This is a genomic window from Halopseudomonas sp. MFKK-1 (assembly GCF_027474385.1).
Lineage (GTDB): Bacteria > Pseudomonadota > Gammaproteobacteria > Pseudomonadales > Pseudomonadaceae > Halopseudomonas > Halopseudomonas aestusnigri.
In genome coordinates this window covers 3,131,480-3,152,814 of sequence record NZ_CP114836.1, presented here as the reverse complement: position 1 = coordinate 3,152,814, position 21,335 = coordinate 3,131,480, and the positions used below count along the sequence as shown (strand labels likewise).

Annotated in this window: 15 protein-coding genes; 8 read left to right on the top strand and 7 right to left on the bottom strand. The window is 60.6% G+C overall.

Features of this window, described 5'->3' with window-relative positions:
* Nucleotides 1-9 precede the first annotated feature (9 nt).
* Together O5O48_RS14655 and O5O48_RS14650 are read right to left on the bottom strand one after the other, a co-directional pair.
* Complete coding sequence (locus O5O48_RS14655; RefSeq protein WP_233049598.1) at nucleotides 10-1,056, bottom strand: DUF2817 domain-containing protein; 1,047 nt, start codon at nucleotides 1,054-1,056, stop codon at nucleotides 10-12.
* Between the two features lie 435 nt (nucleotides 1,057-1,491).
* Nucleotides 1,492-2,709, bottom strand: a complete 1,218-nt coding sequence (locus tag O5O48_RS14650; protein ID WP_269687397.1) for a serine hydrolase domain-containing protein — start codon at nucleotides 2,707-2,709, stop codon at nucleotides 1,492-1,494.
* A 205-nt stretch (nucleotides 2,710-2,914) separates the two neighbouring features.
* Between O5O48_RS14650 and O5O48_RS14645 the strand changes: the two genes are divergently transcribed.
* Nucleotides 2,915-3,292 carry a YkgJ family cysteine cluster protein gene (locus O5O48_RS14645; RefSeq protein ID WP_088277872.1) on the top strand — a complete coding sequence of 126 codons (378 nt, stop codon included), beginning with the start codon at nucleotides 2,915-2,917 and terminating at the stop codon, nucleotides 3,290-3,292.
* Between the two features lie 48 nt (nucleotides 3,293-3,340).
* Here the strand turns inward: O5O48_RS14645 and O5O48_RS14640 are convergent, their stop codons facing one another.
* Both O5O48_RS14640 and O5O48_RS14635 read right to left on the bottom strand, forming a co-directional pair.
* Nucleotides 3,341-4,309 carry an alpha-E domain-containing protein gene (locus O5O48_RS14640; RefSeq protein ID WP_104738401.1) on the bottom strand — a complete coding sequence of 323 codons (969 nt, stop codon included), beginning with the start codon at nucleotides 4,307-4,309 and terminating at the stop codon, nucleotides 3,341-3,343.
* Nucleotides 4,310-4,312: 3 nt separating this feature from the next.
* On the bottom strand, nucleotides 4,313-5,770 hold the full coding sequence (locus O5O48_RS14635; RefSeq protein ID WP_228245013.1) for a circularly permuted type 2 ATP-grasp protein: 1,458 nt from the start codon (nucleotides 5,768-5,770) through the stop codon (nucleotides 4,313-4,315).
* Between the two features lie 209 nt (nucleotides 5,771-5,979).
* Between O5O48_RS14635 and O5O48_RS14630 the strand changes: the two genes are divergently transcribed.
* Genes O5O48_RS14630 through O5O48_RS14620 form a run of 3 tightly spaced genes read left to right on the top strand, consistent with a single transcriptional unit; the run spans nucleotide 5,980 to nucleotide 12,873 of the window.
* Complete coding sequence (locus O5O48_RS14630) at nucleotides 5,980-9,297, top strand: transglutaminase family protein (protein ID WP_233049601.1); 3,318 nt, start codon at nucleotides 5,980-5,982, stop codon at nucleotides 9,295-9,297.
* A gap of 54 nt (nucleotides 9,298-9,351) precedes the next feature.
* Nucleotides 9,352-11,940, top strand: a complete 2,589-nt coding sequence (locus O5O48_RS14625; protein ID WP_269687396.1) for a circularly permuted type 2 ATP-grasp protein — start codon at nucleotides 9,352-9,354, stop codon at nucleotides 11,938-11,940.
* Nucleotides 11,941-11,955: 15 nt separating this feature from the next.
* The gene (locus tag O5O48_RS14620) at nucleotides 11,956-12,873 is read left to right on the top strand and encodes a transglutaminase family protein (RefSeq protein WP_088277882.1); all 918 of its coding nucleotides are present in this window, start codon (nucleotides 11,956-11,958) and stop codon (nucleotides 12,871-12,873) included.
* Nucleotides 12,874-12,985: 112 nt separating this feature from the next.
* Here the strand turns inward: O5O48_RS14620 and O5O48_RS14615 are convergent, their stop codons facing one another.
* A complete protein-coding gene (locus O5O48_RS14615; RefSeq protein WP_088277884.1) occupies nucleotides 12,986-14,650 on the bottom strand; it encodes an electron transfer flavoprotein-ubiquinone oxidoreductase in 1,665 nt (554 codons plus the stop codon).
* Nucleotides 14,651-14,943: 293 nt separating this feature from the next.
* On the opposite strand from O5O48_RS14615, the gene O5O48_RS14610 reads away from it, so the two are divergent.
* Together O5O48_RS14610 and O5O48_RS14605 are read left to right on the top strand one after the other, a co-directional pair.
* Entirely contained in the window at nucleotides 14,944-15,693 is a 750-nt protein-coding gene (locus tag O5O48_RS14610) for an electron transfer flavoprotein subunit beta/FixA family protein (RefSeq protein ID WP_228245009.1), read from the top strand.
* Nucleotides 15,694-15,695: 2 nt separating this feature from the next.
* The gene (locus tag O5O48_RS14605) at nucleotides 15,696-16,625 is read left to right on the top strand and encodes an electron transfer flavoprotein subunit alpha/FixB family protein (protein ID WP_228245008.1); all 930 of its coding nucleotides are present in this window, start codon (nucleotides 15,696-15,698) and stop codon (nucleotides 16,623-16,625) included.
* Between the two features lie 219 nt (nucleotides 16,626-16,844).
* Here O5O48_RS14605 and O5O48_RS14600 read toward each other — a convergent pair whose 3' ends face one another.
* Nucleotides 16,845-17,570, bottom strand: a complete 726-nt coding sequence (locus O5O48_RS14600) for a UDP-2,3-diacylglucosamine diphosphatase (RefSeq protein ID WP_269687395.1) — start codon at nucleotides 17,568-17,570, stop codon at nucleotides 16,845-16,847.
* 13 nt (nucleotides 17,571-17,583) lie between these two features.
* On the bottom strand, nucleotides 17,584-18,078 hold the full coding sequence (locus tag O5O48_RS14595) for a peptidylprolyl isomerase (protein WP_088274318.1): 495 nt from the start codon (nucleotides 18,076-18,078) through the stop codon (nucleotides 17,584-17,586).
* A gap of 193 nt (nucleotides 18,079-18,271) precedes the next feature.
* Here O5O48_RS14595 and O5O48_RS14590 point away from each other — a divergent pair, with 193 nt between their 5' ends.
* Nucleotides 18,272-19,939, top strand: a complete 1,668-nt coding sequence (locus tag O5O48_RS14590; protein WP_269687394.1) for a glutamine--tRNA ligase/YqeY domain fusion protein — start codon at nucleotides 18,272-18,274, stop codon at nucleotides 19,937-19,939.
* Nucleotides 19,939-21,324, top strand: a complete 1,386-nt coding sequence (gene cysS, locus O5O48_RS14585) for a cysteine--tRNA ligase (protein ID WP_228245005.1) — start codon at nucleotides 19,939-19,941, stop codon at nucleotides 21,322-21,324. Before O5O48_RS14590 ends, cysS begins: the two co-directional genes overlap by 1 nt.
* The last annotated feature ends 11 nt before the right edge of the window (nucleotides 21,325-21,335 follow it).

Here is a 21,335-nt window from a genome sequence, read left to right as displayed (position 1 = left end):
ACGGGATGGTTAAGGCTTGTCGACAAACCACAGGTCGATTGCCTGCCGGGTGAGCAGATCGCGGTTCCGAGCAGCTGGAATCCAGTTTTGCCAGCAGCGGGTGGCGTTGGTAAGAAACTCGAATAGTGGCAGATGCTGGCGCAGGACCCGGCGTTTTCGATGGCTGATGACCGGGTTGAAGTAGCCGAAGTAGTCGAACATCTGCCGGGGATTCTTGCGCACCCACAGCCAGGAGCCCATTTCCAGGGTAAAGGGCAGGAACAGGTTTTGTGGGTGGTGTTCCAGACCGTGGTCGTAGAGGTAGTCCCAGAGGTCGCCGTGGGTGGTGTAGTTGATCGACTGCGGCTCGATGATATACGGGTGGTGGTGCGGGTAGGTCTGCTCGAACAGCTGCTTGAGGCTCAGCACCTCGGCGATGTGCTCAATCGGCTTGTGGCTGCGTGCGTAACTGCACCAGAGCCGGTCGCGGCGACCGAAGCCGCTGTGGCAGTCGACACTCATTGCGAAGGGGGCTGACAGCAACCGTTGCTGCACGACGCTGACCACCGCCGCTGACTCGGCTTCCATCGGGGCGCCCAGTTTGCCGCGATACCACGGCAGACGTCTGCTGATGCGATGCCCGCTTACCAGCCAGGGTACCGGCCCCATCGCATCCACTGGCGCGTTACGCATCAAATCCACCCCATTGAGGTTGCTGCGCCGGTGATGCCAGATCCCGCCGGGGTTGATCATCGGCATGAACAGCAGCCGCACGCGCTCAAGCTGCTCGCGCAGCTGATCGTCCCAGTCCAGCCGGTTGACCAGACTGTGCAGCCAGGAAATGAGCACCTGCGTGCCGATCCGTTCAACCCCGTGTACGCCGCCAAAAAAGCCGATAACCGGCGCCTGCGGTGAGCGGCTGCCGAGTTCAATCACCCGGATTGGGATATCCAGACCGTTGACAGGCACCTTGAGTGGGGTGGTAACGCGCAGATGACGTGCCGCCTGATGCAACAAGGCTTCGAGCTGGGTGTGCTCTGGGAGGTGACGTTGAATCAGGTGTTGCGCGTCGCTCATGATGCACTCGGGCGTGGGATAGCCCGATGGTGGCAGGGGAGTGTGACGATTGGGTGACGGATTGGTGTTCGTGTGAGTCGGGCGCGGCATGCCGCGCCCCTACGCAAACCTATGTCGTAGCGCGGACTAGAAGTCCCCGTTTGCGTGGGCGAGTAGCGCAGGGCCGGCGGGACAGAGGACAGCAGCCTGTTTGAGGCTCGAAGAGCCGAGTTCTGCCGGCCCCCGCTGGCCCGAGCAACGCAGCGAACCCGAAGGGCCGCGCAGCCGGGGTGCCCCAGGGGTCGTTAGGGGAAATGGGCAAGCATTTCCCCTGACTCGCCGTGAAGGCGAAAAACGAATCACCTGCCAGCTTGGCAATCAGCCTTAACGACGAACTGCAATGGGTTGAGACTATCCAGCGGCGCCGGTGCCATACGGCAAAGCAGCCTGCAAACCTCAATCCACCAACGCGCCATTGATGATCGCCCGCAACTCCTGCCGCACTGGATAACTCGACGACGGAATCAGCTGCGTCATAAACACCATCAGCAAATCCTCAACCGGGTCGACGAAGAAGTTGGTGCTGGCCATGCCGCCCCAGCCGTATTCGCCGACCGAGCCGTTGGTCTGCGATTTGGCGACGTCGATCTTGACCGAGAAGCCGAGGCCGAAGCCGCTGCCTTCGTAGGGTGTTTCGCTGAACGAGCCGACGGAGACACCAGGTAGGTCTTGATTGTTGGGCAGGTGGTTCATGCGCATGAATTCGAGCGTTTTGCGGCCGATGATACGGGCGCCGTTCAGCTCTCCGCCATTGGCCAGCGCCTGGGCAAAGCGGTAGTAGTCGTCGATGGTCGAGACCAGGCCGCCGCCGCCGGAGAGAAAGTCGTGGGCTTTGGTGAAACTGGAGTCCTGCGGATCGTCCTGCAGGCTGAAGCTGCCGCCGGGCTGGAACTGATAGCAGGCGGCGAAGCGTGGGATGCGGTCGGCCGGGACGGTGAAGAAGGTGTCGGTCATCTCCAGCGGGTCGAAGATATGGCGCTTGAAGTAGTCGTCCAGACTCAAGCCCGACAGTACTTGCACCAGATAACCGCAGACGTCTGTCGCCACCGAGTAGTTCCAGGCGGTGCCGGGCGAGAACTCAAGCGGCAGTCGTGACAGTTCGTCGATCAGACGGTCGAGGGTCAGGCCGGGGCCGCCATCGAGTTTGAGCGCCCGGTAGGCGGCGTCGACGTTGGTGCGATTCATGAAGCCATAGGTCAGACCGGACTGGTGGGTCAGCAGGTCACGGATGGTCATGGGGCGCTCGCAGGGCGTGGTCAGAATGTGCGGATGGCTGCCGGTCTTGTAGACGCGCAGGTTGCTCCAGCTGGGGATGTACTTGTGGACCGGGTCATCCAGCAGAAAGCGACCTTGTTCGTACAGCTGCATCAGGGCAACAGAGGTGACCGGCTTGGTCATCGAGTAGATGCGGAACAGCGTATCGCGCTCGACCGGCAGGCCGCGCTCTACGTCTCTCAGCCCTTGTGCTTCGCAATAGACAACCTGGCCACGGCGCGCCACCAGAGTCAGAGCGCCGGGCAGCTTGCCTGCGTCAATATAGGCCGATTGCAGGTGAGTGCCGATGCGCGAGAGCCGTTCCAGGTCAACGCCGGCGATGCAGTTGCTGTTTGCCATGGATCTATCCGTCTTGTTCGTGAGCCGTCGATAGTAGCCTGTCCGGCGGCGAAGCAGAAAGCGCTGCGGCGGCCAAATGGTCTGCCATCCAGCGTCGTGATGGTGGTTACAAAATAAAGTTCGGGGCGCTGTCTCCGGGCTCTTGTGCGGCGACGCGGCGCGGAGTAAAAAACGCGCTCCGGAGCAGCATGAGGATTGCGATGAAATGAGCGACCATTCGCCCTGTCTGAACTGCGGTGCCTGTTGCGCCACATTCAGGGTGTCTTTTTACTGGGGAGAAACTGACAGTGCCCCAGGGGGTGACGTACCCACCCAGCTTACTGAACAGATAACACCGTACCGTGCCTGCATGCAGGGCACCAATCAGCCCCAGCCGCGTTGTGTGGGTCTGATGGGAACGGTCGGTGAGGGCGTTCGCTGCAGTATCTACGAGAAGCGCCCGAGTCCTTGCCGTGACTTCCCATTTCACGGTGAAAACGGGCTGGACAGCCCGGACTGTCAGCGCGCCAGAGCCGCTCACGGCTTGCCCCCGCTGCCGTCCAATCCGACCCGCCCGCGCCTGATCCCGATCGTAGCTGCCTGATTGAGGTGTCCCGCCGCCGAGGTGTTGAGCTCTCGGCAGCGGGGGGCCTCAGCTCGCGCTCTGACTCTGGCTCTGATTGAGTTCCTGCTGGGCAAAGTAGGTCTGGCTGATTGCCGCGTGCAGGTCGTCGAAATCGATCTGGATTTCATCGACAAAGGCGTGCAACTGATCCGGTTCTGCAGCCAGCAGCGTTACGTCCGGCTTGCTCAGGTCCTGCCGGCAGGTTTCGACTTCCTTCAGTGCCAGTTCATGACGTGGCAAACCTTGCAGCGCTTCTGCCAGACGGTCCATGCAGCAGGCGACGCTGCGCGGGAATAGCTGGTCCTGCAGCAGAAAACTGAGCACGTCCGGCCCGCGGATACGCAGGCGTACATGCTGGCGGTACATCTGGTAGCCAGTCAGTGACTTGAGCACACTCATCCACTGCAAGGTCTCGAAGGGCTTGAGGTCTTCTGCGCTGCGCGGCAGCAGATTGGCCGAGCGCACATCAATGATGCGGGTGGTCATATCTGCCCGTTCGAGCTGTCGTCCGACGATCAGAAAGGAGCGCACCGGCGTATAGCTGAGCGTACCTTCAATGAGACCATTGACGGTCTGACAGCTGCGGATCACCCGGCCCAAAAATGCATCGCGCCGGCGCGGAGTGATACCTGAGCCAACCTGCTCCTTAACGCTCAGGTACAGCTGGTTGACCTCTTCCCAAATCTCCCGCGGGATGACGTCGCGGGTGGTGCGCAGGTTCTCCCGCGCGGCGGCCAGCGAGCTGAGGATCGAGCCGGGGTAGCGACGGTCGCCACACATGAACGACAGCACGCTGGCTTCGTCACGGGTGGGGTAGAACTCGTCGAACAATTCGTCATTGCCGGTAATGGCGATGATTTCGGACCAGCCGAGCTTGGTTGCGCGCGGCAGGTCCAGCAACAGGTGGCTGTTCACACTCAGCAGGCGAGCGGTATCTTCGGCGCGCTCCAGATAGCGGGCCATCCAGTAAACGTTTTCGGCAACTCGTGAAAGCATTGGTCAGTTCCCCGCCAGGTCTACGATCCAGGTGTCCTTGCTGCCGCCGCCCTGAGAGGAGTTGACGACCAGCGATCCCTTGGTAAGTGCGACCCGGGTCAGGCCGCCGGTGGTAACCCAGGTAGACTCCCCGGACAGGATGAACGGCCGCAGGTCGACGTGACGTGGCTCCATCTGGTTGTTGCCGCACAGGGTTGGCGAGGTCGAAAGACTGAGGGTTGGCTGCGCCATGTAGTTGCGCGGGTCTGCCTTGATCAGCTCGGCAAATTTGTCGCGTTCCTTCTTGCTGGCGTGCGGGCCGATCAGCATGCCGTAGCCGCCGGACTCGTTGGCGGGCTTGACCACCAGCTTGTCGAGGTTGTCGAGCACGTATTTGCGGTCGTCCTCGAACATGCACAGGTAGCTGGGTACATTCGGCAGCAGCGGCTGCTCGCCGAGGTAGTACTCGATGATCTTGGGCACGAAGGCGTAGATCACCTTGTCATCGGCCACGCCGGCGCCCGGCGCATTGGCCAGTGCCACGTTGCCCTTGCGCCAGGCGCGCATCAGGCCGTGCACGCCGAGCATGGACTCGGGGTTGAACACCTCGGGGTCGATGAACATGTCGTCGACCCGGCGGTAGATCACGTCGACCCGGGCCAGCCCGTCGATGCGGCGCATGTAGACGCAGTCGTCGTCGCCAACCACTAGATCCGTGCCCTCAACCAGCTGCACGCCCATCTGCTGGGCAAGGTAGGAGTGCTCGTAGTAGGCGGAGTTGTATATGCCGGGGGTCAGAATGACGATGCACGGGTCGTCGCCGGGACGGGGCGAGAGTGACGCGAGCATGTCGTACAACTGCGCGGTGTAGTCGTCGACCGGCTGAATCTGGCCGGTGGCGAACAGGTCGGGCATGACGCGCTTGGTGACGTTGCGGTTCTCGAGCATGTACGACACACCAGACGGCACACGCAAGTTGTCTTCCAGCACGTAGAGGGTGCCGTCCTTGTCGCGCACCAGGTCCGAGCCGCAGATATGTGCCCAGACGTTATGCGGCGTGGAGATGCCGACGCACTGCGGACGGAAGTTGACCGACTGGGCCAGCACTTCGCGCGGCACCACGCCGTCCTTGACGATCTTCTGGTCGTGGTAAAGGTCGTCGATAAACATGTTGAGCGCCTGTACCCGCTGCTTGAGTCCGGCGTCGGTCTTTTGCCATTCGGCCAGCGGGATGATGCGCGGCACGATGTCGAAGGGCCAGGCTCGGTCGATCATGTTGCCTTCGGTGTAGACAGTGAAGGTGATGCCCATCAGCTGGATGGCAACTTCGGCCGCCGTCTTGTGTTCGCTCAGCTCGCGGGCATCGAGGTTGGCGAGGTATTGGCACAGCAGTTCCGCCTCCGGTCGCGGCTGCCCTGGTGCCTTTATCAGTTCATCGTAGAAGCCTTTGGATGTGTAATCGTCCCAGTTTACTTTGCTCATTCAGCTACTCTGTCCGCCAGGGGAAGGGATACTCTGCAACTTGCAATTGCCATACCAGATGCACCGGATCAGGGCATGAGACGCTGGGTGCACTCGAATAATTGTCACCCAACCGTGTTAACAAAATAGGACGCTCGCCGATTGGCACAGCCATTGCTTCGTTGATCGGCTGGATGGATTGACCGCATACATTGATGGGATAACGGAACATGACTATTCGCGTTGCACTCCGGCATGAAACCCACTACGAGTTCGACAAGCCGATTTCGGTTGCGCCCCATCTCATCCGGTTGCGTCCCGCACCGCACTGCCGCACGCCAGTTGATGCCTACAGCCTCAAGGTTAGCGGAGGTGAGTACTTCATCAACTGGCAGCAGGACCCGTTCGGCAACCATGTGGCGCGCCTTGTGTTTCCTGAAAAGATGACCAGCCTCTCTATTGAGGTGGAGCTGATCGCACCGATGACGGTGATCAATCCCTTTGATTTTTTTGTCGAGGAATACGCCGAGCAGTTCCCTTTCGACTACAGGGACGAGCTGAAAAAAGAGCTGGCGCCCTATCTGGAAACGCCAAAAGCGGGCCCGAAACTGGCTGGCTGGATCGGCAAGGTTGACCGTGAAGAACGCTCGATTACGGATTTCCTGGTCTCGCTGAATCAGCGTCTGGCCAATGAAATTCAGTACATGATCAGGATGGAACCCGGCGTACAGACCCCGGAACAGACACTCACGCTGGGCAGCGGTTCGTGCCGTGACTCGGCCTGGCTGCTGGTGCATATCTGCCGTCATCTGGGGCTGGCAGCGCGCTTTGTTTCAGGCTATCTGATTCAACTGACGGCCGACGTCAAGGCGCTTGACGGTCCGTCCGGTACCGAAACCGATTTCACAGACCTGCACGCCTGGACCGAGGTGTTTGTGCCTGGAGCAGGCTGGATCGGGCTGGATCCAACCTCGGGCCTGTTGGCTGGCGAAGGGCATCTGCCGCTGGCCGCCACGGCTGAGCCTGCCAGCGCCGCGCCCATTAGCGGTGCAACCGAGCCCTGCGAGGTGACGTTTTCCTTCAATATGAGCGTCACCAGGGTGCACGAAGATCCCCGTGTAACCAAACCGTACACTGAAGATCAGTGGGCAGAGATTCTCGCGCTGGGTGAACAGGTAGATGCGCAGTTGCAGGCGCTGGACGTACGTTTGACCATGGGCGGCGAGCCAACCTTTGTCTCCATTGATGATATGGATGCACCAGAATGGACCATTGCTGCCCAGGGGCCAACCAAAAGAGGGCTTTCCGAGACCTTGCTACGGCGTCTGCGCCCGCATTTTGCGCCCCAGTCGCTTATTCATTATCAACAGGGAAAATGGTATCCGGGTGAGCCGCTGCCGCGATGGGCGCTGGCGTGTTACTGGCGCCGCGACGGTAAGCCCATGTGGCAGGACGACCGCTGGCTGGCCGACATGGATCGGGACTACGGCGTGGACGATGCCAAGGCGCTGCAGTTTGCGCAGGCGCTGACACGGCGCCTTGGCGTCTCGGACTCGCATCTGATCCCCTGTTTCGAGGATGCCTACTATTACCTCTGGCTGGAGCGCACGCAACCGATTGACGTCGATTTGCGCGGCGAAGACCTCAAGGACGATGACAACCGTCTGCGCCTTGCGCGGTTGCTGGAGCGCGGCCTGGATGCGACGGTCGGCTACACGCTGCCATTGGCGGCGACGCAGGGCGGCTGGCTCAGCGGCAGTTGGCCGTTGCGTCGCGAGCAGCTCTATCTGGTGCCCGGCGATTCACCGATGGGCCTGCGGTTGCCGCTGTCGGCGCTGCCGATCGCCCGCCGCGAGGAGCCGCAGCCGACGTCACTGTTCGAGGAGCAGGCGCCGCTGGCAGATCTGCATGGCGAAGTGGCCAGCCGCTACAGTGCAATGTACGCCGAGGGGGAGGGTTCGCTTCACCACGTTGCAGCCGGACAGGACTGGCAGGAACAGCGGCCGGAGCTGATCGACTGCGGCGTTATCGGCACCGCGCTGTGCATTGAGCCGCGTGACGGCAAGCTGTTTGTCTTCATGCCGCCACTGGCTCGGCTGGAGTCCTACCTGGAGCTGCTGGCTTCTGTTGAACACACCGCCGCCGAGCTGAATCTGCCGGTCTGCATCGAAGGCTACGCCCCCCCATCGGATAACCGCATCGAGAAATTCATGATCACTCCGGACCCAGGGGTGATTGAGGTGAACATCATGCCCGCGGCCAGCTGGCCTGAGCTGGTGCGCAATACCGAGACTCTCTACGAGGAAGCACGACTGACGCGGCTCGGTACCGAGAAGTTCATGCTCGATGGCCGCCACACCGGCACCGGGGGCGGTAACCACGTTACCCTCGGTGGTCGCACGCCTGCCGAGTCACCTTTCCTGCGCCGGCCGGACCTGCTGGCGAGCATGCTGACCTTCTGGCAGCACCATCCGAGCCTGTCTTACCTGTTTTCCGGCATGTTTATCGGCCCGACCAGTCAGGCACCACGGATTGACGAAGCCCGGCATGAGGCGCTGTATGAACTGGAGATTGCGCTGGCGCAGATGCCGTCCGGCGAGGTACCGCAGCCCTGGCTGGTTGACCGCCTGGTGCGCAACCTGCTGACCGATATTACCGGCAACACCCACCGCGCCGAATTCTGTGTCGACAAGCTGTATTCGCCCGACAGCGCGACCGGCCGGCTCGGGCTGCTGGAGTTGCGCGGGTTTGAAATGCCGCCGCATGCGCGCATGAGTCTGATGCAGCAGTTGCTGATTCGAGCGCTGGTCGCCCGCTTTTATGCCGAGCCTTACCGCCAGCCGCTGGCGCGTTGGGGCACAGCGCTGCATGACAAATGGATGATGCCGCATTATCTGTGGCGTGATCTGTGCGATGTACTGCGCGACCTGCGTGCCCACGGGTTCGATTTCCGTGACGAGTGGTTCGCGCCGTTTCTGGAGTTCCGCTTCCCGCATGCGGGTGAGGTCCAATACGGAGATACCCGCATCGAGCTGCGCCAGGCGATTGAACCCTGGCACGTGCTGGGGGAGGAGGTTGCCGGTGGTGGCACCGCCCGTTATGTGGATTCCTCGGTCGAACGGCTGGAGGTCAAGGTGCATGACTTCAATCCGGCTCGCTATCAGCTGACCTGCAACGGCTTCAAGGTGCCACTGCAGGCAACCGGCGTGCCGGGCGAACTGGTAGCCGCGGTGCGTTACCGCGCCTGGCAGCCACCGTCCGCGCTGCATCCGATGATCAGTGTCCAGGCGCCGCTGGTGTTTGACTTGATCGACAACTGGAACGGCCGCTCGGTTGGAGGCTGCACCTACCATGTGGTGCATCCGGCTGGCCGCAATTACGAGCATTTCCCGGTTAACGCCAATGAGGCTGAGGCGCGGCGCATGGCGCGGTTCTGGAGCTATGGTCATAGTCAGGGCAAGGCAGGGGAGGTGCGGCAGGCGCCGGGTCAGGAGTATCCGCACACCCTGGATTTGCGCCGCGCTGTCGTTGGCAGCTCTGGTTTATAATCGTCAGTCACCCAGCACACTCGGCTGACCTCAGCCTGAACCAGGAACCGCTCCATGCAACACCTCGCCAATCTGGACCCCGCAGTCAATGCCATTCTCGGGGACTATCCAGGGCATGACGGACATGACGAGTTGCTGAGCGACAACCAGCAGCCGCGCGCTCACTGGCAAGGCGTGCTGGATGATATTGTCCAGCTCGGGCCCGACGTGCTGGCTGCTCGCTCGGAAGAAGCGCAGAACCTGCTGCATGAAAACGGCGTCACCTTCAATCCTTACGAGGACGATCCGGGTCAGTTGCGGTCCTGGCAACTCGATTGCGTGCCCTGGGTCATTCCCACTCAGGAATGGGATGTGCTGGAGGCTGGGCTGAAACAACGCAGTCGTCTGCTGGAGCATATTCTTGACGACCTCTATGGTGCCCGGCGAATCATCAGTGAAGGCCTCTTGCCCCCCGAGTTGATCTACACCCATCCCGGGTTTCTGTTTTCCGCCGCCGACGATCCGCCGCAGGTGGAGCGACCGCTATTGATTTTCCACGGTACCGACATTATCCGAGATAGTCTGGGGCAGTGGCAGGTCCTGGCTGACTGGACCCAATCGCCGGGTGGCGCGGGTTACGCGCTGGAGAACCGCATCACATTGGCCCGCGCGCTGCCCAGTCTCTACCGCGATGCGCCGATCAAACGGCTGGCGGGCTTTCTGCAGGCTCAGCATCGCTGCCTGGCCAGCCTGGCCAGCACACACCGAGAGCAGCCGAATATCGTTCTGCTGTCGCCAGGCCCGGGTAGCCCCGGTTACTTTGAGCATGCCTGGCTGGCCAATTACATGAACTTCTCGCTGGTCGAGGGCGATGACCTGGTGGTGCGCGACGGCCAGGTTTCCATGCGCACCCTGGGTGGCCTGAAGCAGGTGGATGTTATCCTGCGGCAGATCAACGATCCGTGGTGTGACCCGCTTGAGCTGCGTCCTGACTCGTTGCTGGGGGTGCCGGGGCTGTTGCAGGCCGCACGCTGCGGTAACGTACATATCGCCAATGCATTGGGTGCCGGCATTTTGGAGCATCCCGGCCTGCTGGCCTTTCTACCGAGCCTGTGCCGTGAGTTGTTGGGGGAAGAGCTGCTGCTGCCATGCCGGGAAACCCTGTGGTGCGGAGATCCGGCCGCACTGGCGCAGGTACGCGCTGAACTGGATGGTTGGGTTCTGCGTGATATCAGCAAGCCGGGGCGACTCTATCGCGCTGACCAGATGGGCCTTGAGGCGTTGCGTGACCTGCGCATCAGCATGGAGCGCCATCCGTATCTGTTTACCGCCCAGCGACACATCGCACCGGCGGTAGCGCCGGGGTTCAATCCGCAGACCAAGACCTTCGAGCGCCAGAGCGCCACGCTGAGATTCTTCAGTCTGGTAGAGCCTGATGATCTGACCAAACCGGTCAATGAACGCAATTATCGGGTGATGCCAGGTGGCCTTGCCTGGGTCGGGGAGCCAGGCGCGCCGCTGATGAAAAGCCGCCTGGTAAAGGATGTCTGGGTCACAGCACCGGTGCCGCAGCCGCACATCAGTCTGCTGAGGCAGGCGTTGGGTCCGATTGTCGTGACCCGTGACGGCAAGGACTTGCCTTGCCGTGTTGCCGAGAGTCTGTTCTGGATGGGGCGCTATGGCGAGCGGCTGGATATTCGCGGCCGTCTGCTGCGCGAGGCGCTCGCCCGGCTGCTGCAGGATGACCGGCAGGAGAGTGGCTCGCAACTGATGCCGGACCTGTTGCGGGCGCTGGATATTGCCGTCGATCCGGATGCCTTTGCGGACGAAAGCCTGCCTGCCAACAGCCGCTTTCCGCGTGAATATATCGTAACGCGTGATCGTCTGCTGCAGCTGTTTGCTGATGACCTGCCCGACGGGTTGCCTGCCATCTTTGCCCACTTTGTGCGCAATAGCCGGGCGGTGCGCGATCATTTGGGCGACGACACCTGGCGCGCGATCAACAGCTTGCGGCAGCATTTTAATAGTATGTCGCGAACGCGAGGTGTCGTGGTAGGGCAGCGCCATCTGGAAGCGATGGTGCTGGATCTTGCTGCATTCTTTGGCCTGTGCAACGAAACCATGCCGCATCACTACGGCTGGCGTTTCCTCGACATTGGCCGCTTTATCGAGCGCACACTCGGGTCTCTGGAGCTGCTGAAGCTGGCCCTGCTGGATGCCGATGAACCGGGTATTCCGCTCTGGGAGGTGGTGCTGGCCACGACCGATAACCTGACGGTGTACCGGCGTCGCTATCGCTCGCAGTTGCACCCGCTGGCCATTCTCGACCTGCTGCTGTTTGATGAAACCAATCCGCGCTCGGTCGGCTACATGCTCAAGCGTCTGGGTCGACAGATTGCCAAGCTGCCCTCACCGGGTAGCTCGCCCTATCGCAATCTGGAGCAGCGGCTGATCATTCAGGCGACCAGTTGCCTGCACCTGGTCGATATTGAGACCCTGACCGACCTGGAAGGCTCGCCCGCTGCGCGGGAGGCCTTGAGCAACCTGCTGGATCAGTTGATAGAACCTATGTCTGAATTGTCCAACGCGCTCTCGCATAGCCACTTTAGTCATGTTGAAGCTCCCCGCCAGCTGGTAAGTATGCACTACACCGGCCAGCCCTGAATCGAGGTCTCCACGTTGAGATATCTGTTGCGGCATACCACGCATTATCAGTACAGCGGCGCTGTGACGCTAAGTCACAACGAGGCGCGCATCCTGCCCCGGGTATTGCCCTGGCAGGACTGCAGCAACACCCAACTGGTAATCACGCCTATCCCTGATCGGATGAGGGAGCGCATCGACTTCTTCGGCAATCGGGTGGTGTACTTCTCGATCGAGTCGCTGCACGAAAGCCTTGATGTAACGGTCACCAGTGAAATTGTTACCCATCCCAGGGCCAGCGCCGATATCTTTTCCAGTATCAGCTGGGAGCAGGCGGCCGAGGAGCTGAGACACGATCCGCGACAAACCAATCGCGATGCTCTGGATGCCCGCCTGTATGTGCTTGACTCACCGTTTATTTTTCAGAGTCCGGGATTGGCCGATTATGCACGCAGCAGCTTTACCCCGGGGCGCAATCTGGTCGATGCCGTACTGGAGCTGAATCAGCGCATCTTCAGTGAGTTCACCTATGATCCGGAGTTCACCACACTGGCAACGCCGCTTCAGGATGTGCTGGCAAGCAAGCGCGGTGTCTGTCAGGACTTTGCCCATTTGGGCATAGGTTGTCTGCGTTCCCTAGGGCTCGCAGCCAGGTATGTCAGCGGCTATATGGAAACGTTGCCGCCGCCTGGGCAGCAGAAGCTGCTGGGAGCCGATGCCACGCATGCCTGGCTGGCGGTATTTGTGCCCGGCTGGGGCTGGCTGGAGCTGGATCCGACCAACGGCTGCGTACCGGATGAGCGCTATATCATTCTCGGCTGGGGCCGGGATTTTGCGGATGTTACGCCGCTCAAGGGGGTCATGACCGGGGGCGGCGACCACAGCCTCAGTGTGGCGGTGGATGTATTGCCGCAAGAGGAGGGTGCGCAAGGTCAGGTGAGAGATCTTGTCTGACGTGCAACCGGCGACTTGATGTTTTGACTGGCTCTGCCAGATAACAAAAAACCGGCCAAAGCCGGTTTTTTGTTAGGTGCGGCCTGGTGCTTGCCGCTGCAGCGCTTGCGCGTTACATGTTTGGGTAGTTCGGGCCACCCGTGCCTTCCGGCGCGATCCAGTTGATGTTCTGGGACGGATCCTTGATGTCGCAGGTCTTGCAGTGTACGCAGTTCTGCGCATTGATCTGGAAGCGCTTGCTGCCATCGTCATTGCTGACAACTTCGTATACGCCAGCCGGGCAGTAACGCTGTGCCGGCTCGTCGTACAGGGGCAGGTTTTTCTCCAGCGGAATGCTCGGGTCTTTCAGCGTCAGGTGGATCGGCTGGTCTTCTTCATGGTTGGTGTTGGACATGAAGACCGAAGACAGCTTGTCGAAGCTCAGTACGCCATCCGGCTTCGGATAGTCGATCTTGGTCGCTTCGGAGGCTTTCTTCAGGCAGGCGTAATCCGGCTTGGTGTCGTGCAGGGTGACCGGAATCTTGCCACCGAACCAGTTCTGATCGATGTAGTTGAACGCACCACCGAACAGCGGGCCGAACTTGTGGATTGCCGGGCCGAAGTTACGCGCTGCGAACAGCTCTTCGTACAGCCAGCTGGACTTGAAGCTATCAACATAGTTGGTCAGCTCGTCACCGCCTTCGCGGCCAGCCTGCAGGGCCTCGACGATAGCGTCAGCCGCCAGCATGCCCGATTTCATGGCAGTGTGGCTGCCCTTGATCTTGGCGAAGTTCAGGGTGCCGAGGTCACAACCGATCAGAGCACCGCCCGGGAAGACCATCTTCGGCAGAGAGTTGATGCCGCCCTTGCAGATGGCGCGTGCACCGTAGGCAACGCGCTTGCCGCCTTCCAGGTACTGCTTGATGACCGGGTGATGCTTGTAGCGCTGGAATTCGTCGAACGGCGAAAGGTGCGGGTTCGAGTAGGACAGATCGATGATCAGGCCAACGACTACCTGGTTGTTTTCCAGGTGATACAGGAAGGAACCACCGGTGTTTTCGGTACCGACGATGTCCAGCGGCCAGCCGGCGGTATGAACAACCAGACCTTGCTGGTGCTTGGCCGGATCGATGTCCCAGATTTCCTTGATGCCGATACCGTAATGCTGGGCGTCGGCTTCGGAATCCAGGTTGAAACGCTTGATCAGTTGCTTGCCGATGTGGCCGCGGCAGCCTTCTGCGAACAGGGTGTACTTGGCGCGCAGTTCCATGCCGGGGGTGTAGAACCCGTCTTTCGGGTTGCCTTCACGGTCAACGCCCAGGTCGCCGGTCAGGATGCCGCGAACAACGCCGTTCTCATCGATCAGGGCTTCCTGGGCAGCAAAGCCCGGATATACCTCTACGCCCAGGCCTTCGGCCTGTTCGGCCAGCCAGCGGCACAGGTTGCCGAGGGAGATAATATAGTTGCCATGGTTGTGCATGGTCTTGGGAACGAGCATGTCAGGCAGCTTGGTTGCCTTCTCTTCGCTGGTGAGCATATAGATGTCATCGCGAACGACGGCGGTGTTCAGCGGAGCGCCAAGCTCTTTCCAATCGGGGAACAGTTCTTCCAGGGCGCGCGGCTCGAATACGGCACCGGAGAGAATGTGGGCGCCGACTTCGGAACCTTTCTCTACGACACAGACGCTGATTTCCTGACCGGCTTCAGCAGCCTGTTTCTTGATTCGACATGCAGCTGCCAGGCCAGAGGGGCCGGCACCTACGATGACAACGTCAAACTCCATGAATTCGCGTTCCACTATCTCTCTCCTAACTCTAGGCCCGTCACATGTATCGATTCTTTGTTGATCTGCCATGATCGATTAAGCCGCGGAGTATAACAGCCCGTGTTTTGCGCTCCAACGCTAAGATGGCGTTTTGATCGTTTATTAGACCTTTAGTCGAATTGCTCCTATTGACCACCTGTGCGTGGAAAGTCATGATAGAGAGCTTTTGAACGTCGGGCTCCATCTGGTCTGATCGTGAACGATTCTCTTTTTATAGTCACGATTATGGCCGGCCCTGTTTTGGCTACACATTGAATGAGGCAATCATGAAGGTACTTGTAGCGGTTAAGCGGGTCGTTGACTACAACGTCAAGGTTCGCGTCAAGGCGGACAACTCCGGTGTTGACCTGGCCAACGTCAAGATGTCGATGAACCCCTTCTGCGAAATCGCCGTAGAAGAAGCAGTGCGTCTGAAAGAAAAAGGCGTTGCTACCGAGATCGTCGCTGTCACTGTCGGCCCGACCGCCGCCCAGGAACAACTGCGTACCGCGCTGGCACTGGGTGCTGACCGCGCCGTTCTGGTCGAGTCCGCCGACGAGCTGAGCTCGCTGGCCATCGCCAAGGCGCTGAAAGCCGTTGTCGACAAGGAACAGCCGCAGCTGGTCATCCTCGGCAAGCAGGCCATCGACTCCGACAACAACCAGACCGGCCAGATGCTGGCTGCGCTGTCCGGCTACGCTCAGGGCACCTTCGCCTCTGAAGTGGCTGTTGAAGGCGACAGCGTCAAGGTCACCCGCGAAATCGACGGCGGTCTGCAGACCGTTGCTCTGAAGCTGCCGGCCATCGTTACCACTGACCTGCGTCTGAACGAGCCGCGCTACGCGTCGCTGCCGAACATCATGAAGGCCAAGAAGAAGCCGCTGGAAGTCGTCAAGCCGGAAGATCTGGGCGTGAGCACCGCATCGACCGTGACCACCCTGAAGGTTGAAGCCCCGGCTGCCCGCAGCGCTGGCATCAAGGTCAAGAGCGTTGACGAGCTGGTCGACAAACTCAAGAACGAAGCCAAGGTGATCTGAACATGAGCATTCTGGTTATTGCTGAACACAACAACGCCGAGCTGAACGCGGCGACCCTGAACACCGTTGCAGCCGCCAAGGCCATCGGTGGCGACATCGACGTTCTGGTTGCCGGCGCAGGCTGTGCCGCTGTTGCCGACGCTGCTGCCAAGGTCGCTGGCGTCAACAAGGTCCTGCTGGCCGACAACGCTGCCTACGCGAACCTGCTGCCGGAAAACGTTTCCCTGCTGATCGCTGAACTGGGCAAGGGTTACAGCCACATCCTGGCTCCGGCCAGCACCAACGGCAAAAACTACCTGCCGCGCGTTGCTGCACTGCTGGACGTTGATCAGATCTCCGAGATCATCGGCGTTGAAAGCGCTGACACCTTCAAGCGTCCGATCTACGCCGGCAACGCGATTGCCACCGTGCAATCCAGTGCTGCGATCAAGGTCATCACCGTTCGCTCCACCGGTTTCGACGCCGTTGCTGCCGAAGGCGGCAGCGCTGCGGTTGAAGCGGTTGCCTCTGCCCACGACGCTGGCGTTTCCAGCTTCGTTGGTGAAGAGCTGGCCAAGTCCGACCGTCCGGAACTGGCGGGTGCCAAGATCGTCATCTCCGGTGGTCGCGGCATGCAGAACGGCGACAACTTCGAGATGCTGTACAAGGTCGCCGACAAGCTGGGCGCTGCTGTGGGTGCCTCGCGCGCTGCGGTTGACGCAGGCTTCGTACCGAACGACATGCAGGTCGGTCAGACCGGCAAGATCGTTGCACCGCAGCTGTACGTTGCGGTCGGTATCTCCGGTGCGATCCAGCACCTGGCCGGCATGAAAGACTCCAAGGTGATCGTTGCGATCAACAAGGACGAAGAAGCGCCGATCTTCCAGGTGGCCGACTACGGCCTGGTTGCCGACCTGTTCGAGGCGGTACCGGAGCTGGAAGGTAAGCTCTAAGCCGACGGCTTAGAGCCAGCGGCAAGCTTCAAGCCGCAAGCTGCAAGAAAACCCCGGACTCGCGAGAGCCGGGGTTTTTTGTTGTCTGCTCGTTGTGAGTGGGGCATTTTTGCGTAGGGGCACAGCATGCTGTGCCCGGCATGGCCCGAGGGGTATTTCGTGGGGGTATCGGTATCTCGTTCCGTGCAATCTGGACCCCGGGCACGGCGTGTCGTGCCCCTACGACAGTGGAAACGACTCCAGGCGCTTGCCGTTCTCGTCCACCTCAAGTGCCCAGCCGGCCTTGTCCCAGTCGCCGAGCACAATGCGCTGCGCGGGCTGGCCGTCGATCATCAGGTCGTGGATTGCCGGGCGGTGGGTGTGGCCGTGGATCAGGGTGAGCACGCCTTTGGCGCGCATGGTGTGGGCGACTGCGCCGAGGTTGACGTCGGTAATGTCGGCGGATTTCATTTGTGTGCGTGCCTGACTTTCGTCGCGTAGCTTGCGACCCAGCTTGTGGCGTGTGCCTTGCGGCAGGTTGCGCAGCACAAAGCGGCTGACCGGGTTGCGAAGCCAGCGGCGCATACGCATATAGCCAAGATCGTCGGTGCAGAGGCTGTCGCCGTGCATCAGCAGCACTCGCTCGCCATTAAGCTCGACGGTTGTAGGATCTTTAAGCAGGGTGCAGTTTGCTGCGCGGCAAAAACGTCGGCCGAGCAGGAAGTCGCGGTTGCCGTGCATCAGGTATACCTTGGTGCCATGCTTGGTCAGGCGGGCGAGGGCGTCGGCGACCTCGCACCCGAGTTCGTCGATGGTGTCGTCACCCAGCCAGACTTCAAAAAAGTCACCCAGGATGTAAAGGGCATCGAATTGCGCGGCGCGGGTTTCGAGCAGACGCAAAAACGCCCGGGTAATATCCGGGCGTTTTGCTTCCAGATGCAGATCCGAAATAAACAGATATCGCATCGGCGGCGTGGTCTCAGTCGACCAGTTCGGCGCGCTCGATGATCACGTCCTCGGCCGGCACGTCCTGGTGGCCGGCACGGGAAGTTGTGCGCACCGCCTTGATTTTCTCAACCACATCCATGCCGTCGGTGACCTTGCCGAATACCGCGTAACCCCAGCCGTGCATGGTGGGTGCGGAGAAGTTCAGAAAATCATTGTCCGCTACGTTGATGAAGAACTGGGCGCTGGCGGAGTGCGGATCAGGGGTGCGGGCCATGGCGACGGTGCCGATCTTGTTGGCGACGCCGTTATCAGCTTCGTTCTTGATCGGGTCGCGGGTGTCTTTCTGCTGCATGCCGGGCTCGAAACCGCCGCCCTGGATCATGAAGTTGCTGATCACGCGATGGAAGATGGTGCCGTCGTAGTGGCCATCGCGGACATATTGCTTGAAGTTCTCAACGGTCACCGGCGCCTTGTCGGCAAACAGTTCAAGGGTGATGACGCCATAGTTGGTGTGCAGTTTGACCATCGGATATTCCTCGGGCAGTCGAACAGGTTGGGGGTGATGCTGCCTGCATTGCTGCATTCAGGCACCTGCGAGTTTCGGGTATGATACGGGTTTTGGTCATGATGGCCTAGGGACGCGCGACTATTGCGATAGTCCGGGCTCCCGAGTAATCCCTGATGCCGAGCGCATCACCTGAGCGAGTTTTGCCGACCTTATGAACAAACCCGACGCCACGCCCCCAAGCCACTTTCTGCGCCAGATCGTCCAGGCTGATCTGGACAGCGGCAAGCACAGCAACATTGTTACCCGCTTTCCGCCGGAGCCCAACGGTTACCTGCACATTGGTCACGCCAAGTCGATCTGTCTTAACTTCGGCCTGGCCAGGGAGTTTGGCGGTGTCTGTCACCTGCGTTTTGACGACACCAACCCGGCCAAGGAAGAGCAGGAATACATTGATGCGATCAAGGCCGACGTCGAGTGGCTTGGCTTCGAATGGGGCGGCGATGTGCGCTACGCCTCCGATTACTTCGATCAGTTGCACGCCTGGGCCATCGAGCTGATCAAGGCCGGCAAGGCCTATGTCTGCGACCTGACGCCCGAGCAGGCGCGTGAATACCGCGGCAGCCTGACAGAACCGGGCAAGAACAGCCCGTTCCGTGAGCGCAGCGTTGAGGAAAACCTGGACCAGTTCCAGCGCATGACCGCCGGCGAGTTCGCCGACGGCGCCAAGGTGCTGCGCGCGAAGATCGACATGGCGGCGCCGAATATGAACCTGCGCGATCCGATTCTGTATCGTATCCGCCACGCCCATCACCACCAGACCGGTGACAAGTGGTGCGTGTACCCGAGCTATGACTTTACCCATGGCCAGTCGGATGCCATCGAGGGCATTACCCACTCGATTTGCACCCTGGAATTTGAAGATCACCGCCCGCTGTACGAGTGGTTCCTGGACAATCTGCCGGTGCCTGCGCATCCGCGTCAGTACGAATTTGCCCGCCTGAACCTGAACTACACCGTGACCAGCAAGCGCAAGCTCAAGCAACTGGTTGACGAGAAGCACGTGGATGGCTGGGATGACCCGCGGATGTCCACGCTGAGCGCCTTCCGTCGCCGCGGCTACACGCCAGCGGCGATTCGCGAGTTCTGCGAGCGTATTGGCGTAACCCGCTCTGATGGCGTGGTCGACATGGGCGTACTCGAGTTCTGTATCCGTGACGACCTGGATGCCAACGCGCCGCGTGCCATGTGCGTGCTCAAGCCGCTGAAAGTAACCATCACCAACTACCCGGAAGGTCAGACCGAAGAGCTGCGCCTGCCGCGTCACCCGAAGCAGGATATGGGCGAACGCGTGCTGCCGTTCGAGCGCGAGATCTACATTGATCGTGAAGACTTCATGATTGATCCGCCCAAGGGTTATAAGCGCCTGGAACCGGGCGGTGAAGTGCGTCTGCGTGGCAGCTACGTGATTCGCGCTGACGAAGCGGTAACGGATGCTGACGGCAACATCGTCGAGCTGCTGTGCAGCTACGATCCGGATACCCTCGGCAAGAACCCGGAAGGCCGCAAGGTCAAAGGCGTTATCCACTGGGTGCCGGCGAGCAGCAGCATCGAGTGCGAGGTGCGCCTGTATGACCGTCTGTTCATTGCCGCAAATCCGGACAAGGGCGAAGAGGGCACCACCTTCCTCGACAATATCAATCCGAACTCCCTGCAGGTACTGACCGGTTGCCGCGCCGAGCCGTCGCTGGCTGAGGCCACACTGGATGATCGCTTCCAGTTTGAACGTGAGGGCTACTTCTGCGTCGATTCACGCGATTCTCGCCCCGATGCCATGGTCTTCAACCGCACTGTCACCCTGCGTGACTCCTGGGGGGGCTGATGGCGCTCGCACTCTACAATACCCTGACCAAGTCCAAGGAAGCGTTCAAGCCGCTGGTCGATAATCAGGTGCGCATGTATGTTTGCGGCATGACCGTGTATGACTTTTGCCATATCGGTCATGCGCGCGTGATGGTTGCGTTTGACGTGGTGGCGCGCTGGTTCCGCCACCGCGGTTATGACCTTACCTACGTGCGCAACATCACCGACATCGACGACAAGATCATCAAGCGCGCCAATGAGAACGGTGAGACCTTCCAGCAACTCACCGAGCGCATGATCGCCGCGATGCATGAGGATGAGGCGCGTCTCAATGTGCTGCGCCCGGACCAGGAACCACGTGCCAGTCAGCATATCGATGGCATGTTTGCCATGATTCAGACGCTGATCGACAAGGGCTATGCCTACGCACCGGGTAATGGCGACGTGTATTACCGCGTCGGCAAGTTCGAAGGTTACGGCAAGCTGTCGCGCCGCAAGATCGAAGACCTGAAAATCGGCGCGCGCATCGAGGTTGACGAAGCCAAGCAGGACCCGCTGGACTTTGTTCTGTGGAAAGCCGCCAAGCCGGGTGAACCGAGCTGGAGTTCGCCCTGGGGCGAGGGTCGGCCGGGCTGGCACATCGAGTGCTCGGTGATGTCGACCTGTTGCCTGGGCAATACCTTTGACATCCACGGCGGTGGCCCGGATCTGGTATTTCCGCACCACGAGAACGAGATTGCTCAGAGCGAGGCAGCGACCGGCGAGTTGTACGCCGCCGCCTGGATGCACGCAGGTGCCGTTCGGGTTGACGGCGAGAAGATGTCCAAGAGTCTGGGCAACTTCTTCACCATTCGCGAGGTGCTGGAAAAGTACCATCCAGAGGTGGTTCGCTACCTGCTGGTTTCCAGCCATTACCGCAGCGCCATCAACTACTCCGAAGACAACCTCAAGGAAGCCAAGGGCGCGTTGGAGCGGTTCTACATCGCGCTCAAGGGGCTGCCCGAGGCGGCGCCTGCCGGCGGCGACGAGTTTGCCGAGCGGTTTGGCTCGGCGATGGATGACGACTTCAACACTCCGGAAGCCTGCGCTGTGCTGTTTGACATGGTCCGTGAGGTGAATCGCCTGAAGGACGCTGACGTTGACGCAGCTGCCGGGCTGGCCGCGCGCCTGCGTCAGTTGGCCGAAGTACTGGGTGTTCTGCAGCTGGATGCCGATGCGTTCCTGCAGGCCGGCGCTGCTGGCAAGGTCGACGCCGCTGAAGTCGAGGCGCTGATTGCGGCGCGTCTGCAAGCCCGTGCCGACAAGAACTGGGCCGAGTCTGATCGTATCCGCGACCAGTTGACTGCTATGGGCGTTGTACTTGAGGACGGCAAGGGTGGCACCACCTGGCGGCTGGCTGAGTGATGCCGCACGAC